The following is a 16,659-nucleotide window of genomic DNA, read 5'->3' on the forward strand; positions in this document are numbered from 1 at the left end:
ACCTGCATCTGACGTTGAGAGCCCGCCGCTGTCGAGAGGGCGACAAGCTTTACCGTAACGATCAAGGCAAGACTGTGTCTTTTACGCCGCGCACGGTTTGACTCATCGGGCGCCGAATGGAACGATCTTGTTGGCGCCATCATGCCCGATATCGGCCGATCCCAGGTAGGCTATGCCTGACCTCAGGCACCAGTATCGAACGATCTCTTCCGGGGTTTGACCAAAATCGGGATCATTCTCCGGGATTTCGGACACTCGCCCAAGGCGAATTCCCGCAACCCGCCTTATGCTGGCCTGGCCCGTCAGGTGAAACATCATGCGGTCCACGCGATAGGCCGCCTCGGCCACCTCCTCCAGCATCAGCACATGGCCCGTCAGATCAGGCTCCAGAACCGTGCCGAGCAGCTGGTCGATGATGGTCAGGTTGAACGCGACGGCGGGACGCGGATCATCGGCCAGCGACGGCTCGATCCAGTCGCTGCGCCCGGCGCTCAGCCAGGCGACGGCGCCCGCAGCCGTCTCGTCATGGCGCACGGAATCCGACGCCATCGGCCCGTGAGCCAGATGCTGGAACCCGGCCTTGTACATTCCCGCCAGCAGACTGCCGGCGTCGGAATAGCCGAGGTAGCGCTTCTTGCGCGCCACCGCGTTCAGCCGGGGAATGACGGATTCAGCGATGCGGCAAGACCCGTATCCGCCGCGTGCGAACCAGATGGCGTCGATGCGCGGGTCATTGGCGAACTCGACGAAGGCGTCGGCCCGCGCCCGGTCGTCGCCCGCGAAATGGCCGTGCTTCAGGAAACAGGCGGGATGAAAGACCACCGCCACGTCACCGTCGGGATGGTGTTCGGCGAACCAGGCATTGACGGCGTCGGCCCGCTCGCTCGAGAAGCGGGAACTGGCGCAGACGACGCCGATCTTGAATCCCGTTTTCATGCCGCCCCCAGGCCGTTCAGCGTCTGCGCGGTCGAGCGGACGCGGGCGATGCGAGGCAGAATCTTCGTGGTCGCGAAATCATGCGCCTCGGCGGCGAAACTGCTGCAGGCGTCCTCGACCACCACCATGCCGTACCCAAGGGACCAGCCTTCGCGGACGGTGGATTCCACCCCCATATTGGTCGCCACGCCCGCCACCAGCACCGTCTCGACCCCCAACCGGCGCAGGCAGGGATCCAGGTCGGTCCCGAAAAAGGCGCCCCACTGGCGCTTGGTGACGATAAGGTCGGGGGCGAGCGCCAGAATCTCGGGTCGCAAATCTGCAAAGTCGGCGGGCAGGTCGCCCATAGGCGTCGTGTCGGTCGCCCCCTTGGGCGCCAGTTCGCCCCCGGCGCCAAAATCCACGCGGACAGCCACGACCCGCCCGCCGGCCGCCTTCACGGCCTTGGCCAGGGTCACATTGCGGTCGACCACCGTCTCGACGTCATGCGGCAGGCGCGGAGTCGACAGAATCCCCTTCTGCAGGTCGATCATCACCAATGCGGTCTTGCGGGGATCGAGTTCGAGGGCCACGACGTCTCCTGACGGAATCATCTGCATCACTGCGCGCCGCCGTCGGGCGCGACGGGTCTTCCTAACGCACCATGACCGACAGCGCCTCCTACTTCTTCTGCGGCATCGGCGGATCGGGGATGCTGCCCCTGGCCATGATCGTCCAGGCGCGCGGAAACGTCATCGAAGGCTCCGACCGCGCCCTGGATCAGGGTCGTACGCCCGAGAAGTTCGACTGGCTGCGCGCCCATGGCGTGACCCTGCATCCCCAGGACGGATCGGGCGTGACCCGCGCGGATCAGACCGTAATCGCCACCGGCGCCATCGAGGAGACGGTGCCGGACATCGGTGCGGCTCGCCGCGCGGGCGCAACCATCAAGACCCGCCCCGAACTGCTCAGCGAACTGTTCAACGCCGCCCCGACCTCGGTCGGCGTGGCCGGCACCAGCGGCAAGTCCACCATCACCGGCATGATCGCCTGGATCCTGCATCAGACAGGCCGCCAGCCGACCGTGATGAACGGGGCGGTGATGAAGAACTTCGCCGACGCCGACCATCCGTTCGCCAGCGCCCTGATCGGCGGGCCGGACCTGTTCGTGTCGGAGGTGGACGAAAGCGACGGCTCGATCGCCCGCTACGATCCGACCGTCGCGGTGGTCTCCAACATCTCGCTGGACCACAAGTCGATGGAGGAACTGCGCCATCTGTTCGGCGGCTTCACCGCCCGGGCGACCACGGCGGTGCTGAATATGGACAACCCCGAGACGGCGGCCCTGGCCCAGACCCTGCCGCCCGGCAAGGCCATCACCTTCGGTCTGGGCGAGGAGAAGGCCGACCTGTCCGCCCACGACCTGCAGCCCCTGCCGACCGGAATGAAGTTTCGTCTGATCGCGGGGTGGAGCGAATATGACGCCGTGCTGCACGTGCCCGGCGCCCATAATGTCGCCAATGCTCTGGCGGCGCTGGGCGCGGTCAAGGCGCTGGGTGTCCCGGTGGGCGAGGCGGTCAAGGCGTTGGAGACTTTCGTCGGCATCCGCCGTCGCATGGAGGTGGTCGGTACCGCGAACGGCATCACCGTCATCGACGACTTCGCCCATAACCCGGACAAGATCGCCGCCACCCTGAAAACCCTGCACGCCTTCGACGGCCGGCTGTTGATCCTGTTCCAGCCGCATGGGTTCGGCCCGCTGAAGCTGATGAAGCCGGAGTTCATAGACGGTTTCGCCGGCCTGATGCGCGAGGACGATGTGCTGCTGATGCCCGAGCCGGTCTATTACGGCGGCACCACCGACCGCAGCGTGGGCTCCGAGGACATCGCCTCTGGCGTCCGCGCCGCCGGGCGCAACGCCGAGGCGCTGGCGACGCGCGCCGACTGCGGCGACCGGATCGTGGACATCGCAAAGCCCGGCGACCGCATCATCGTCATGGGCGCGCGGGACGACACCCTGTCCACCTTCGCGGCGGAACTGTTGGGGCGGCTTGGCTAATCCTTGGCGCGTCATCCTCGCCCTTGTGGCGAGGCCCCCTACGCCCGGTGGGGGCCGTGTGTCACCGTCATCGACGGAGCCTATGGATGCTAGGCGCAAGGCCTAGGATGACGAGCTGTTGGCAGGTTCAGTAAACGTCGCGCCGATATCGGCCGTCTTCCAGCATCGTCAGCACCACGTCCAAACCCAGCGCCTTTTCCAACGCCGCATGGACGCCTTGCGACATGCCTTCCAGACTGCCGCACACATAAATCGTCGCCCCGCGCCCGACCCACTCGCGCAGTTCGTCCGCCGCCGCCGCGACCAAATCCTGCACATAACGCCCGTCGCCCGGGTCGCGTGAGAATGCGCGGTCCAGCCGGCGCAGCACGCCCGACGCCAGCCAGGCCTGAAGCTCGACGTCGAAGAAGGCGTCGTGCGCCCGGGCCCGTTCGCCGAACAGCAGCCACGCCCCACCGCCCGTCGCCGTCCGCGCCTTCAGATGCGCCCGCAGGCCCGCGATGCCGGTGCCGTTGCCGATCAGGATCATCGGCGTCTCGTCCGCCGGGCTGTGGAAGCTGCGGTTGGGGCGCAGCCGCATCCCGATCTCTCCGCCGAGCGCCAATCCTTGCGTCAGCCATCCCGAGGCCAGGCCGGGCGTCCCATCGGTATGGCGCATCAGGCGGATCAGGAACTCCACCCGGCCGTCCGATGGCAGAGAGGCGATGGAATATTCGCGCGAGCCGGGCGTGGCGCCGTCCCGCTCAGGCAGGCCGATCTCGGCGATGTCGCCAGCCGACCAGACGGGCGTCTCGCCCACAGCCTCGAACGCCAGGTGATAGGCCTCGCCGCCCGGACTGCCGCGATTGACCAGCGTCCGTTCGACCAACCGCCAGGGGTCGTAGGCGGGCGGGGTCCAGTCGGGCGCCGTCACGCTGCCGGTGATCTGGTTCAACTGATGCTGCCAGTGACGGATGGCGCCGGCCTCGCCGTCATCGACCTCGACCATGTCGAACAGGGGGTCGGCGCCCGCGCGCCGCAGCCAGCCGTCCACCGCATGGCCGAAGCCGCAGAACTGGTCATAGCTTCGGTCGCCCAGGGCCAGCAGGCCGAACCGCAGCGAGGCCAGGTCGGCGCCGGCCGTCATTGTCGTCCTGACGAATCTTGCGGCGGCGTCGGGCGGATCGCCCTCGCCCGTCGTGGAGACGATCAGCAAGGCCCGGTCCGCCGTCTCCAGCGTCTCAATATCCAGATCGGCGAACGACCGCACCCGCGCGCCCACGCCGCCGTCGCCCAGCGCCCGCGCCGTCATCCAGGCCAGTTCCTCGGCGAAGCCTGTCTGGCTGGCGAAGGCGACCAGGATCGGCTGGCCCTGCCCCGATCCAGCCGAGGCCATGGCGTCGGACCGGGCGCGGGCCAAGGCCGCCGCGCGCCGCTCGCGCCAGACCGTCACGGCGATCAGGACCAGCCAAAGCACAACCGCCCCGACCGCCCACAGCCAGCGCTGCGGATCGGCTGTCACCCCGGCCGGTCTCCATCGGGATCGTCCATCATGGCGGCGAAGGCCGGCGTCATCCGCTCGACCGGCCCGCGCTCGGTGCGCTCGACGAAGTGGGCGGCCAGACCCGCCGCCTCGGCGTAATCCGGGCCGTCGAACGGCCCCATGACCGTTAACGCCGTGGCGTAGGCGTCCGCCATCATGGCCGAGGAATGCAGCACGGTGACAGAGGTCAGGTTGCTGTTGACCGGACGGCCGGTCGAACCATCCAGAGTGTGGGGATAAAGCCGCCCGTCATGCACGAAGGCCCGACGGTAATCGCCGCTGGTCGCCACCGCCAGGTCGAACAGGGCCGCCACCGTTCGCGGCGCGGGGCTGTCCTTGACGCGCTCGATCTCGACCCACCAGGGTTGGGCGTCCGGCTTGACGCCGCGCCCCTTCAACTCGCCGCCGATCTCGATCAGGTGAGAGGTCGCGCCCATGGCCGTCAGCCGATCCGACACCCGATCCACCGCATGGCCCTTGGCGATGCCGGAGAAGTCCAGCTTCATCCCGCCCATCTGCATCACGCCGCGCGCATCGGGATTCAGCCGCAGCTTTTGCCAGCCGGACACGGCCATGGCCGCCGCGATCTCGTCCTCGGACGGAATGGGCAGCAGCGCCGAGCGCGGTCCGGGCGGGCCGAAGCCCCACAGATCGACCAGGGCGCCCAGGGTCGGATCGACCGCCCCGTTCGTCTCGTCGCCCAAGATCATAGCCGCATCCAGCAGGTCCCAGAACGGCTGCGACACCGCCCAGAAGCCGGCCGGCGCGGTGTTGAAGCGGCTGATCTCGCTGGACGGCTCCCACGGGCTGAACAGGCCGACGACGGCCGCCAGCTCTTGCTCGATCGCCTCGCGAACGGCCGCTTCGCCCACGCCGCGCGGGGCGATGACGCGCGCACTCCAGGTCGTGCCCATGGTCTGGCCGTCCAGCGCATGGATCAGATCGCTGGGCGGACGCGGCGGCGCGCCGTTGATCAGTGGGACCAGGACGCGATTGTCGGCCCGGTCCGCGAGCGGACCGGGATCGCCGATGGCGACGGCGGAGGGAGCGGCGCGCGAGCCGCGCGAGAAGGGCGTGTCGGACATCCCGCTCGCTTAGGGCAGGACTTCCACCGACGCCACATAGCTGGCGCTGGACCCGAGCGTTTCCCCCTGCCCCTCGGTGCGGACTGAGGCGTTCAGCCAGTACATGCCAGCCGCCGGCCAGGTGATGGTGAAGGCGCCGTCGGCGCCGGTCGTCACCGTCGATTCCTCGGGATTGTCGCGATAACGGATCGCCCCGCGCGCCACGGTGACCTCAAGGCCCGAGGCGGGCTGGCCGTTGTTCAGCAGTTTGAACGTCGCCGGCTCGCCCGCGACCAGGTCGTTGGGGTGGGTGACGGGAACCAGCTCCAGCCCTTCGCCGGTCGTCTTGAAGACGGTGTCGGTCGGGTTGTTCAGGGTCACGAAGGTCTCGATCCGGCTGGCGGTGCGGGTCGCCTGGACGTCGGTCGCCCCTGTCGGCAGGGCGGCGGGGTATTCGGCGGCCGTCCCGCGCCAGCGCTTCTGCTCGCCGTTCAGCTTGTAGCTGGCCATGACGCCGCTCATGACGTTGGCGATCTTATAGGTGCCGTTTTGCGTCAGATGGGCGTCGAAGGTGGAGCGATACTGACCCTGCATGGCGTGCTCGGGCTGAACCGCCGATCCGTCCGGCGCCGTGATGGTCAGGCCCGTCATCCGCATGGCGGCGTGGTCGGGATCGAACACCTTGTTGGACATGCCGGCGTCGAAGGCGACCCAGGCGTCGGTTCCCGACAGGGTGGTGGCGGTCGGCGCCATCCAGGCGCGGTGGGCCTGAGCGGCCATCGGGGCCGCCAGGGCGGCGGCGAGTGTCAGCAGGGCGATCGTCTTCTTCATGGTCGTGATCCTCAGCGAGAGACGGCGACGCGCACGGCGCCCAGTTCGGTGGAGCCGGTTCCGGCGCCGGTGTTCGCCGCGCCCCAGCGGAAGGGCACGCGCACCACTTCGCGGCCGCCCAGCTCACGGGCCGCTTCGACGACGATGTTGTATTGGCCCGGCTGCAGGCCGGCCAGGCGCGCGCCCGGCACGGTGACGGTCTGGCGACCCGGCGCGCGCGTGGCGCCCGACACGCCGTCGGCCGGCAGGCTCATGGCCCGGCCGCCCTTGCGCCACCAGGTGCGCAGGTCCTTCAGCCAGTCCTTGCCGTCGCCCTCGTTGTTGCGGGTCTGCTGATACCAGACGGCCAGGGTGCGTTCGGCGCTCTGATCCGGCTTCTCGATCCACACGGCCACATAGGGTCGGTGATAGGAGGCGGTGTTCAGCCGGGGGATTTCGACCGAGACGGTCAGGTCGGCGGCCATGGCGGGCGCGGCCGCTGCGGCCAGGCCGACGGTGGTGATGACGACGGGGAGAAGGCGCATCGGAATACTCGTCAGTGAATGAAGATCAGGGCGATGACGACGGGGATCAGCAGGCCCAACGCCGCCAGCGGCCAGGTGGAGGGTCGGCCCTTGGCGTGCAGGATCATCAGGCCCAGGCCCGTGACCGCGAAGATGACGCAGGCCGCCGCAAACACGTCGATGAACCAGAACCAGACCACGCCGGCGTTGCGGCCCTTGTGCAGGTCGTTGAGGTAGGCGATCCAGCCGCGCGTGGTCTTTTCGTGCAGCGTCTCACCCGTCGAACGGTCGATGGTGACCCATCCGTCGCCGCCGGGAATGGCCAGGGCGACATAGACCTCTTCCGGCGTCGTCTCGGTCGGCTTGCCGGCGATCTCGACCTTCAACGCCTCGGACGCCCAGCGCGCGACCGCGTCCGGCACGGGCTGGGTCGTTTCTTCGGGAAAGGTCGTCAGGCGTTGCAGCAGCGGGGCCGGCAGGGTCGCGGTTTGTTCGACCGTAACCGGCGTTCCGGGGATGGAGGCCGCATGGTTCAGGGTGATGCCGGTGACCGCGAACAGGATCATGCCCACCAGGCTGACCGCCGCCGAAATCCAGTGCCAGCTATGAAGTTGTTTTAGCCAGAACGACCGCGCGCCGTTCAGCGCCGCCTTGGGCTTGGGCCCCTTGGCTTCGGGTTCGGCCTGACGCTGTGCGGCGAGTTCGGTCACGCGCTCGCTGTGCCATTGTTGCGAACGGGTTGCAATAGCGTTCGGTACCCCGTCGCCGCAACGACCGTCACACCTCGGCCCAGCGCCGCAGCAGATTGTGATAGACGCCGGTCAGTTCGATCACCGCCTGATCCTTGGACCCCTTCTCCAGCCCGACGCGCTGGGTCGCCACGTCCAGGCGGAACAGCATCTCGCGGTCGCCGTCGTCGCGGATCAGGCTCTGCATCCACATGAAAGACGACACCCGCGCGCCCCGCGTCACCGGCATGACCCGATGAAGGCTCTTGGACGGATAGAGCACCAGATCGCCGGCCGGCAGCTTGATCGACTGCGATCCGTACATCTCCTCAACGATCAGTTCGCCGCCGTCGTAATCCTCCGGCTCCGACAGGAACAGGGTCGCCGACAGGTCGCTGCGGATGCGCAAAGCCCCGCCCCCGCGCGCCTGGCGGATGGCGTTGTCGACATGCAGGCCGAACTCGCCCCCGCCCTCGTAACGGTTGAACAGCGGCGGAAAGATCGTGTGCGGCAGGGCCGCCGCCACGAACATCGGATTGGCGTTCAGCGCCTGAACGATCAGGGCCGACACCTCTTTCGCCACATCCGAATCCTCGGGCAGTTGCTGGTTGCGCTTGGCCGTGGCGGACTGGTGGCCCGAGGTCATGTTGCCATCCGCCCACGGCCCGGCGTCCAGCCGCTCGCGCAGCGCCTTCACTTCAGCCTTGGAGAAGACTTCGGGAATCTGGAGCAGCACGGACGGCCTCGCTCTCGCAAAAAAGAAGACGGCCCCGCCGGAAGGACGGGGCCGCCAGGATAGACCGGGGGAAGCGGTCTTTAGAAGCGCATGTTCAACGTCAGACTGGCCGCACGACCCGGCGCAGGATCGGCGTGGTGAACGCCGTTGGTGCGCATGATATAGCGCTCGTCGCCTGCGTTCTTGACGTTGAGACGCAGGGACGCCGTATCGGTCAAATCATAGGCGGCGTAAGCGTCCACCCGCGTATATTCCGGCGCATAGATGCGGTTGGCCCCGCCACCAGCGCCGCCTTGATTGCCGCCGTTGGAACGCGACACATAGTAGACGCCGCCACCCACGGTCAGCCGCGGCAGGACGCGGTAGGTGGTGAACAGGCTGGCCGAGTTCCTTGGCGTGTTGGCGAGAGACTCACCGACGTTCAAGTTGTTCACGGCCCCTCGGACAAGTTCGGAGTCCATGTAGGTATAGCCGCCAAACACCTGCCAAGCAGGCGTTATATTGCCTGATACGCTAAGCTCGACACCCTTGACCTCGACCTCGCCGACCTGGGCGTAGGTCGCGGGCGGCCCGGAATCGACCAGCAGTTGGGCGTTCTTTCTGGTGAGACGATAGGCGGACAGACCGACGGAAAGACGTTCGTCGAACAGATTGGCCTTGGCGCCGACCTCATAGGTTTCGGTGTCCTCAGGCTCCAGGATATCGTTCGCCAGATTGCCCGTCCCCTGCCCCGTGCCGGCCGCGTTCTGGTCCCCGCCCGAGAGCAGCGGCGGCGTCGAGGCGGTGGCGTAGGAGACGTAGAGGCTGGAATATTCGGTCGGCTTGAACACCAGGCCGGCCTGATAGTTGACGAAATCCCATTTCCGCTTGGGCAGTTGGACGACGCCCGGCGTTCCCGTCGGCGTGGCGGGAATCAACGGGTTGATGGTCCAGACGCCGTTGGTCTGGGTCGAGCTGATGTTCACGCCTTGCGTTTGATAGCTGTCCCAACGCACGCCAAGATTCAGCAGGACGCGGTCGGTCAGCGAGATGCTGTCGAAGGCGTAAAGGCCGACGGTTTCCGTTGTCGAGCGGCTGGGCGCGCTACGGTTCACCACGCCCGTCCAGGCATCGTTCGGGTTCGGATCATAGACCGGCGTGCAGTCCAAGCCGGTCAGAGGCGCGGGGCAGGCCGATCCCGAGGTCGTAAAGGTCGAATAGCTGGCGTTGCGATTGACCTCACGCGTCAGCTCCAGACCCAGGTCATAGCTGTGCTTGACGCTTCCTGTGGAAATCTTGCCGAACACGTCGGTGACATTGGCCAGCGTCTGCGCGGGGTTCCACCGGGTCTTGGTGCCGCGCTTCATCCACCAGACGCCGCCGATCAGTTGGGCCGATCCGCCGTCCCCGGGGTTGGTGACGATGTAATCGTTCAACGTCCTGGACAGACGGCTGACGTTGCGGACCGTCAAGGCCTCGCTGAACCGATGGGTCCAGTCGAAGGTGAACGTGTCCACCGTATTGTTCAGATAGTCGCGCGCCTTCAGACCGTAGAAGGCGTCGCGGCTGACGTTCAGCACGCCGGATGCGTCCGGTCGGGGTGCGTTTGCGCCGCCCAGCTTGGTATACAGCGGGATGCCGTAGTCGGGCATCTGATTGCTGTCGAGGTGGTAGTAGCTGGCGACGATCGTGCTGTCGGTTCCCAGGCCGACGGCAAACGATGCGGCCACACCCCATTTGTCATAGTCCACGGCGTCGCGGCCCGCGACGTCGCCCTGAGCGCCCATCAGGTTGATGCGCAGCGCCGCCGTGTCGCCCAGCGGCATGTTGGAATCGATGGTCCCGCGTAGATAGTCGTCGGTTCCGACGCCGGCCGACACGCTGTGGAAAGGGGTCAGTTTGGGCGACTTGGAGGCCAGATTGATGCTGCCGCCGCCCGAACCGCGTCCCGAATAGACCGAGTCCGCCCCCTTGATTATCTCCACCTGCTCCAGGTTGAAGACTTCTCGCTGCTGACCGCCGGCGTCGCGGACGCCGTCCACGAAGATGTTGTTGCCCGACGACTGCCCTCGAATGACCGGACGGTCGGCCAGCGGCTGGCCGCCCTCTCCCGCGCCAAAGGTGATGCCGGGCGAATTGCGAAGAATATCCTGCAACGAATCCGCGCCAGTCTGTTCGATGATGGCTTGCGGAATGATCGTGACCGAGCGCGGCGTGTCGACCAGGGGGGCGACGAACTCGGGGCTGACCGGCGCCGGCTTCCTGACCTGACCGTTGACGTCGATGGTCCCCAGATTGGCGGGCTGCTGCTGATCGGCCGTGGCGATCACGCCGTCGGCGGCGTCAGCGGTTTCGGCGAAAGCGGGCGCCGCCACCAGCATGCCAGCGGCGCTGGAGACGAACAGAAGCGCACGGAGAGAGGCGGCGCGGGAGTCGGACATTGTCTTGCGACCTTTTGGTCTGATTTTGCGATACGGTCGCAATAACCAGCTTCAAAATGTCGCACAAGCAAATTGCGAACAAATCGCAGTCTTAATCAGCCGACGACGCTCATCGTCCGCGCCGCCGGGGTCTCGTCCAAATCCAGCCAGGTCGGATCAGGCATGGCCCGGTGAGCTGCGGCCAGAGCTTCGGACCACCGACGACCCAGATCGCGGAAATAGGGATCTTCAGCCTCAATGCGGCGGGCCATGCCGTTCAGCCGGTCGCGAGGCATGACGATCAGGTCCAGCGGCGGACCGACGGCGATGTTCGAACGGATGGTGGAATCGAACGAGATCAGTCCCAGTTTCACCGCCTCGGACAGAGGGGTGGACGTATGGAGGGCGCGATCCAGGATCGGCTTGCCGTATTTCAACTCCCCGATCTGCAGATAGGGCGTATCCGGCCCGCACTCGATGAAATTGCCCTGACCATAGACCAGATACAGCCCCATCTTGCCGCCCGCGATCTGGCCGCCCAGCAGCATGGAGGCGTTGACGTTCAACGCATCGGCGGTCGGCGTCGGCGGGGTGTTGATGCTGGCCCGCACGCTGGCCATCGCATGGCCCAGAATCTGCGCCGCGCGAAACAGGGTCGGGGCGGTTTGAAGCGTCTCCGGCGTGGTGGAGTCCGGCAACCGGACCCCGGCGGCTGTCATGGCCAGGGCCGTCTGCGTGACCGACAGATTGCCCGCCGTCGCCACCGCAAGGATACGGTCGCCCGACGACTGATAGATGTGCAGCTTGCGATAGGACGAGATGTTGTCCACGCCCGCATTGGTGCGGGTGTCGGCGATCATCGCCAACCCCTCGTCCACCAGCATACCCACGCAATAGGTCACGTCGCTCTATCCGCTCCCCGCGTTGCGAACCGCACGACGCTAACAGATTCGCGCGTCATGCCTACCGGGCCTCTCCGCCCGACTGCAGTTGTTGTTGGCTCTGTTGCACCGGCCGCACGTTCAGGGCGACCGTCAGGGTCTCCTGCCCGCCGCCATAGCTGGTTCCCCGGATCGGCGTGGCGCCGCGCGCGTCCAGGCCCACAGCGACGCGGACGTAGTGTTCGGTCGGACAGATGCCGTTGGCCGGATCGAACCCGACCCAGCCCAGATTCTCGACCCAGGCCTCGGCCCAGGCGTGGGCGGCGTCCTGATCGTGCTGTCCGTCCCTGCGGCTGAGATGGCCCGAGACATATCGGGCCGGCACGCCCAGGACGCGGGCGGCGGCGATAAAGATCTGGGCGTGATCCTGACAGACGCCGCGCTTCTGGGCGAAGGCTTCGGCGGCGGTGTGGCCGGCCGAGGTGGACCCGACCTCGAACGCCACATCCCGCTTCAGCGCGCTCATCAGGGCATGCATCCGGCCCAGCGTCGCGCCTTCGGGGATCGAGCGGGCGAAATCGTCGATGGCCGCATCCGGCCTGGTCATCGACGTCTCTCGCAGAAAGACGATGGGCGACAGCCGCTCGGCCTGCCCCTTCACCACGCCGCCCGTATTGACGGTCGCCACCTCGCCGGTGACGCGGATGGTCAGGGCGTTGGCCGGCCGCTCGGTATAGAGGCTGTGGACGATGTTGCCGAATGCGTCCTCGCTGCGCCGCAGCCGGGCGTCGACGTCGGTCTCGATGCGCCAGTCGCCCACCTGCTGGCTCTCGCACGACTTGGGCGTCAGACGCAGCATCTGCACGATGAAGCGCGCCGGGCGGGCGTAGGCGTATCGGGTGGAATGGTCGATCCGGATCCGCATGGGTTCAGACCAGATACTGTTCGTGGACGGCGGCAGCCAAGGCGTTGTTCTCGTTCAGGAAGCCCTGAATGTATTCATGCAGGCCGGACTGGAAGATGTCCTCGATCTTGGCCTCGTTGAACTGACCCAGGCGGTTGGACGCCAGCCTTTGCGCCGGGCCGCGACGACCGTAATCGGCGGCCAGCTTCTCAAGATAGGACACGATCATCCCCTGGCACGAGGCCAGCGAACGCGGCATCTGGCGGTTCAACACCAGCAGGTCCGCCACCAGCCAGGGCCGCACCGATTCCCGATAGACCCAACGATAGGCGGTCAGGGCCGAAACCTCGCGCAACAGGGTCGTCCACTGGAAATAATCCAACTGCCCGCCCACTCGTTCGCCGGGCGGCAACAGCAGGTGGTACTTCACGTCCAGCAGCCGGGCGGTGTTGTCGGCCCGCTCGATGGCCATGCCCAGGCGCAGGAACCAATAGGCGTCGTTCCTCAGCATGGTCCGCGACGAGGCGCCCTCGACCGCCAGGGACGTCGATTTCACGAAGTCGAGGAAGTTGGTGAAGTCGTCCCGTTTTGTCGGTTCGCCCAGTTCGTTCAGCCCGTTCCAGGCGCCGTTGATCGCTTCCCACAGTTCGATGGTCAGAGCGGTTCGCACCGAGCGCGCATTGGTCCGCGCCTTGGTTATGCAGGCCTTGATCGAGGTCGGGTTGTCGGAACCGAAGGCCAGATATTCGCGGACCGATTTCTCGGACGCGGTGCGCCCCGATGCGTCGAAGGCGCTCTTCACCCCCGACGAGGCGATGGCCCCCGCCCAGGCTGTGACCGCAGCCTGGTCCTTGGCCGGCAGGGCGGCCAGGCGGATGGCCGCCTCAAGAATGCGCGCCAGGAAGTCCGCCCGCTCCATATAGCGGCCGGTCCAGTAGAGACTGTCTGCAGTGCGTGAAAGCATTTAGTTGTCCAGCACCCAGGTGTCCTTGGTTCCGCCGCCCTGGCTGGAGTTCACCACCAGCGACCCCTCCTTTAGCGCCACCCGCGTCAGGCCGCCGGGCGCCACGCGCACCCCGGCAGGGCTGGACAGGACGAAAGGCCTGAGATCGACGTGCCGGGGCGACAGGGCGCCGCCGTTCAACGTCGGCGCTGTCGACAGGCTCAGCGTCGGCTGGGCGATGAAGTCGTCCGGGTCGGCGATCAGCTTGGCGCGGAAGTCTTCGATCTCGGCCTTGGTCGAGGTCGGTCCGACCAGCATTCCGTAACCGCCCGATCCCCCGACCTCCTTGACCACCAGTTCCGGCAGCCGGTCCAGCACCGCCTTCAGGGCGTCCGGCTCTCGGCAGCGCCAGGTCGGGACGTTCTTAAGTATGGCGTCCTCGCCGGTGAAGAAGCGGATGATCTCGGGCATATAGGTATAGACGGCCTTGTCGTCGGCGACGCCCGTCCCGACCGCATTGGCCAGCGTCACGCGCCCGGCGAAGTAAGCCGACATCAGCCCCGGCACCCCCACGGTGGAGTTCGGCATGAAGGTCAGCGGATCGATGAAGTCGTCGTCGATGCGGCGATAGATGACGTCGACCCGTTTCGGCCCCTCGGTCGTACGCATGAAGACCGTGTCGTCATTGACGAACAGGTCCGTGCCCTGGACCAGTTCGACCCCCAGCTTGTCGGCCAGGAAGCTGTGCTCATAGTAGGCCGAGTTGAACGGCCCCGGCGTCAGAACCACGATGGTCGGGTCCGCCCCCGCGCCCGCCGGCGCGGACGCCTGCAGCGAGCGCAGCAGCATGTCGGTATAGATTTCGACCGGCCGCACGGCGTGTTCCGCGAACAGGTCGGGGAACAGCCGCATCATCATCTCGCGGTTCTCCAGCATATAGGAGACCCCCGACGGCGTGCGGCAGTTGTCTTCGAGAACATAGAATCCGTCCTCGCCCGTGCGGACCAGATCGACGCCCGAGATATGGCACCAGACGTCGCCCGGCGGCCGGCGGCCCTGCATCTCGGGCCGATAGTGCGGATTGGTCAGGATCAGGTCGGCCGGGACGATCCCGGCCCTGATGCATTCCTGTGGACCGTAGATGTCCTTCAGGAAGGCGTTGATGGCGGTGACCCGCTGCTTCAGCCCGCGTTCCAGACCGCCCCATTCATCGGCGCCGATGATGCGCGGCACCACGTCGAACGGGATCAGCCGCTCGTTGGATTCCTCGTCGCCATAGACGGCGAAGGTCACCCCCATCCGCCGGAAGAACAGTTCCGCCTGGCGCGAGCGCGCCTGCAGCAGATCGGACGGCGCGTTTTCCAGCCACGCCGCCAGGGTCTTGTAGCTGTCGCGGATCGCACCCGATCCGCCGCCGCTCATTTCGTCGAACGCTCTCGTCATCCGCCCCGCCGAGAATAAACCACAGAGTGAGGGCCTCAGAACGGAAAGCGCAACAGTTTTGTTGCACTGCGGCGACGCCTATTGCGCGGCCACCGCCTTCATCGACACCACGACGTCCGCCAGCTTGTCCGCATCCACAGGCGTTCCCTTGGCGATCAGCTGTTTGCCGGCCATGAACTCGGGCGGGGCGTTGACGGCCTCGACGCAGACCATGCGGTCGCCAGCCAGGTGGAACACGGCGAAACTTCCAGCAGCCGGATCGCCGCGCACCACCTGACGATCCGCCTCGAACGGCAGGCCGGCGATCTGCAGCTTGTACTCGTACTGGTCCGACCAGAACCACGGGACCTCAGGCGCCGGCCCGGGTCGGCCCGCGATAGCGGCGGCCGCCTGTTTGGCCTGTTCCAGGGCGTTGGGCACGCTTTCCAGCCGGTGATGCACGCCGCCATGGACAGGGATCGGGCGGCGCGTCATGTCGCCGACGGCGAAGATGGCCGGATCGCTGGTGCGCGCCTGGTCGTCCACCACCACCCCGTCGTCGCACCGCAGACCCGCCGAGCGGGGCAGGCCGTCGCAGGCCAGGGCGCCGACCCCGATGAGCACGGCGTCCGCCGGAACCACCGCGCCATCGGCCAATGTCACGCCGTCCCGCGCGACGGCGATCACCTCGGCCCCCGTCAGAATTTCGACGCCCCGCGCCCGGTGCTGTTGGGTGAAGAAGGCCGAAAGCGCCTCGGACGCCACCCGCGCCAGCACGCGCGGCGCCCGTTCGATGACGATGGCCTGAGCCCCCAGCGCCCGCGCCGAGGCCGCCGCCTCCAGCCCCACATAGCCGCCGCCGACCACCGCCAGACGTCTCCCCGGCCCCAGCACCGCCTTCAGCCGTTCGGCGTCCTTCAGCGTCCGAAGCTCCAGCAGGTCGGGATGGTCCCCGCCCGGAACCGGCAGTTTCCTCGCCGTCGATCCCGTCGCCAGCACCAGCAAGTCATAGGTTTCCGACGATCCATCGTGGAAGGCGACCGTCTTCGCCTCCGGGTCGATGGCCACGGCTACGGTCGAGGGTCGGAAGTCGATGTTTTGTTCGCAGTAGAAGCTGAGCGGGCGCAGGAGCAGCGCCTCCAGATCCGCCTCCCCCTTCAGCCACGCCTTGGATAGCGGCGGCCGCTGATATGGCGGCGCATCTTCTTCGCCCGCGAGAATGATCGGCCCCTCATGGCCATACTGCCGCAGAAAGGCCGCGACGGAGCCGCCCGCGTGTCCCGCGCCGATGATCAGAACCTTGGTCATAGGGGTGATGTAGAGCGGTGAACCTGTGTGCGTAAGTCGTGATTGGTGAATCGTGACTCGTGATTGAAGCCTGCGTCATCCAGTCATGGGTCACCGATCACGACCCACGCCCCCTTGACCGTCCCATCGTTACAGCATAGTGGAACGCGCATGACCATCCCGCCCGCCCGCGCAGCCCTTTATGACGCGCTGCTGTCGATGCAGACGCGCGAGGAGATCGACGCCTTTCTGGCCGATCTCTGCACGCCTGCGGAACTGCGCGCCTTCGCCGAGCGCTGGCAGGTCGCGCGCCTGCTGGATGCGGGCGGCAAATCCTATCGCGAGATCGCGGCAGAGGCCCATGCCAGCCCCACCACCGTCGTCCGCGTCGCCCGTTATCTGAAAGACATGCCGCATCAGGGATACCGCATCGCCCTGGACCGGCTGAAAGCCTGAGTATCCGAA

At 66.9% G+C, this 16,659-nt stretch carries 16 protein-coding genes; 2 read left to right on the forward strand and 14 right to left on the reverse strand.

Features of this window, described 5'->3' with window-relative positions; genetic code table 11:
* Nucleotides 1–102: 102 nt before the first annotated feature.
* Nucleotides 103–936, reverse strand: a complete 834-nt coding sequence (locus tag ACYX4P_RS16670) for an LD-carboxypeptidase (protein ID WP_248118304.1) — start codon at nt 934–936, stop codon at nt 103–105.
* Nucleotides 933–1,508, reverse strand: coding sequence for an isochorismatase family protein (locus tag ACYX4P_RS16675; RefSeq protein WP_248118306.1), 576 nt, complete (start codon nt 1,506–1,508; stop codon nt 933–935). The genes ACYX4P_RS16670 and ACYX4P_RS16675 overlap by 4 nt, the downstream gene beginning before the upstream one ends.
* Nucleotides 1,509–1,579: 71 nt before the next feature.
* Here ACYX4P_RS16675 and ACYX4P_RS16680 point away from each other — a divergent pair, with 71 nt between their 5' ends.
* Nucleotides 1,580–2,974, forward strand: coding sequence for a UDP-N-acetylmuramate--L-alanine ligase (locus ACYX4P_RS16680; RefSeq protein ID WP_248118309.1), 1,395 nt, complete (start codon nt 1,580–1,582; stop codon nt 2,972–2,974).
* 127 nt (nt 2,975–3,101) lie between these two features.
* Here the strand turns inward: ACYX4P_RS16680 and ACYX4P_RS16685 are convergent, their stop codons facing one another.
* From ACYX4P_RS16685 to ACYX4P_RS16740, 12 genes are all read right to left on the reverse strand, one after another.
* Nucleotides 3,102–4,475: a sulfite reductase subunit alpha gene (locus ACYX4P_RS16685; protein WP_248118311.1), complete on the reverse strand. Its 1,374-nt coding sequence runs from the start codon at nt 4,473–4,475 to the stop codon at nt 3,102–3,104.
* Nucleotides 4,472–5,581, reverse strand: a complete 1,110-nt coding sequence (locus ACYX4P_RS16690; RefSeq protein WP_248118313.1) for an FAD:protein FMN transferase — start codon at nt 5,579–5,581, stop codon at nt 4,472–4,474. Before ACYX4P_RS16690 ends, ACYX4P_RS16685 begins: the two co-directional genes overlap by 4 nt.
* A gap of 9 nt (nt 5,582–5,590) precedes the next feature.
* Entirely contained in the window at nt 5,591–6,391 is an 801-nt protein-coding gene (locus ACYX4P_RS16695) for a DUF4198 domain-containing protein (RefSeq protein ID WP_292047309.1), read from the reverse strand.
* An 11-nt stretch (nt 6,392–6,402) separates the two neighbouring features.
* Nucleotides 6,403–6,915 carry a DUF2271 domain-containing protein gene (locus ACYX4P_RS16700; protein WP_248118316.1) on the reverse strand — a complete coding sequence of 171 codons (513 nt, stop codon included), beginning with the start codon at nt 6,913–6,915 and terminating at the stop codon, nt 6,403–6,405.
* 11 nt (nt 6,916–6,926) lie between these two features.
* Nucleotides 6,927–7,604 (reverse strand): PepSY-associated TM helix domain-containing protein, encoded by a 678-nt coding sequence (locus ACYX4P_RS16705; RefSeq protein ID WP_248118317.1) that lies wholly within the window; start codon nt 7,602–7,604, stop codon nt 6,927–6,929.
* Nucleotides 7,605–7,671: 67 nt separating this feature from the next.
* Nucleotides 7,672–8,358, reverse strand: coding sequence for a Fe2+-dependent dioxygenase (locus ACYX4P_RS16710; RefSeq protein WP_248118318.1), 687 nt, complete (start codon nt 8,356–8,358; stop codon nt 7,672–7,674).
* An 80-nt stretch (nt 8,359–8,438) separates the two neighbouring features.
* Entirely contained in the window at nt 8,439–10,778 is a 2,340-nt protein-coding gene (locus ACYX4P_RS16715) for a TonB-dependent receptor (protein WP_248118319.1), read from the reverse strand.
* Between the two features lie 95 nt (nt 10,779–10,873).
* Entirely contained in the window at nt 10,874–11,659 is a 786-nt protein-coding gene (locus ACYX4P_RS16720; RefSeq protein WP_248118320.1) for a proteasome-type protease, read from the reverse strand.
* Nucleotides 11,660–11,720: 61 nt separating this feature from the next.
* Nucleotides 11,721–12,563, reverse strand: coding sequence for a transglutaminase family protein (locus ACYX4P_RS16725; protein ID WP_248118321.1), 843 nt, complete (start codon nt 12,561–12,563; stop codon nt 11,721–11,723).
* A 4-nt stretch (nt 12,564–12,567) separates the two neighbouring features.
* On the reverse strand, nt 12,568–13,506 hold the full coding sequence (locus ACYX4P_RS16730; protein WP_248118322.1) for an alpha-E domain-containing protein: 939 nt from the start codon (nt 13,504–13,506) through the stop codon (nt 12,568–12,570).
* A complete protein-coding gene (locus tag ACYX4P_RS16735) occupies nt 13,507–14,928 on the reverse strand; it encodes a circularly permuted type 2 ATP-grasp protein (protein WP_248118323.1) in 1,422 nt (473 codons plus the stop codon).
* 78 nt (nt 14,929–15,006) lie between these two features.
* The gene (locus ACYX4P_RS16740; protein WP_248118325.1) at nt 15,007–16,215 is read right to left on the reverse strand and encodes an NAD(P)/FAD-dependent oxidoreductase; all 1,209 of its coding nucleotides are present in this window, start codon (nt 16,213–16,215) and stop codon (nt 15,007–15,009) included.
* A gap of 150 nt (nt 16,216–16,365) precedes the next feature.
* Between ACYX4P_RS16740 and ACYX4P_RS16745 the strand changes: the two genes are divergently transcribed.
* Nucleotides 16,366–16,650 (forward strand): YerC/YecD family TrpR-related protein, encoded by a 285-nt coding sequence (locus ACYX4P_RS16745; protein ID WP_248118327.1) that lies wholly within the window; start codon nt 16,366–16,368, stop codon nt 16,648–16,650.
* Nucleotides 16,651–16,659: the final 9 nt, after the last annotated feature.

This window comes from Brevundimonas sp. ABV4_179, from assembly GCF_056311945.1.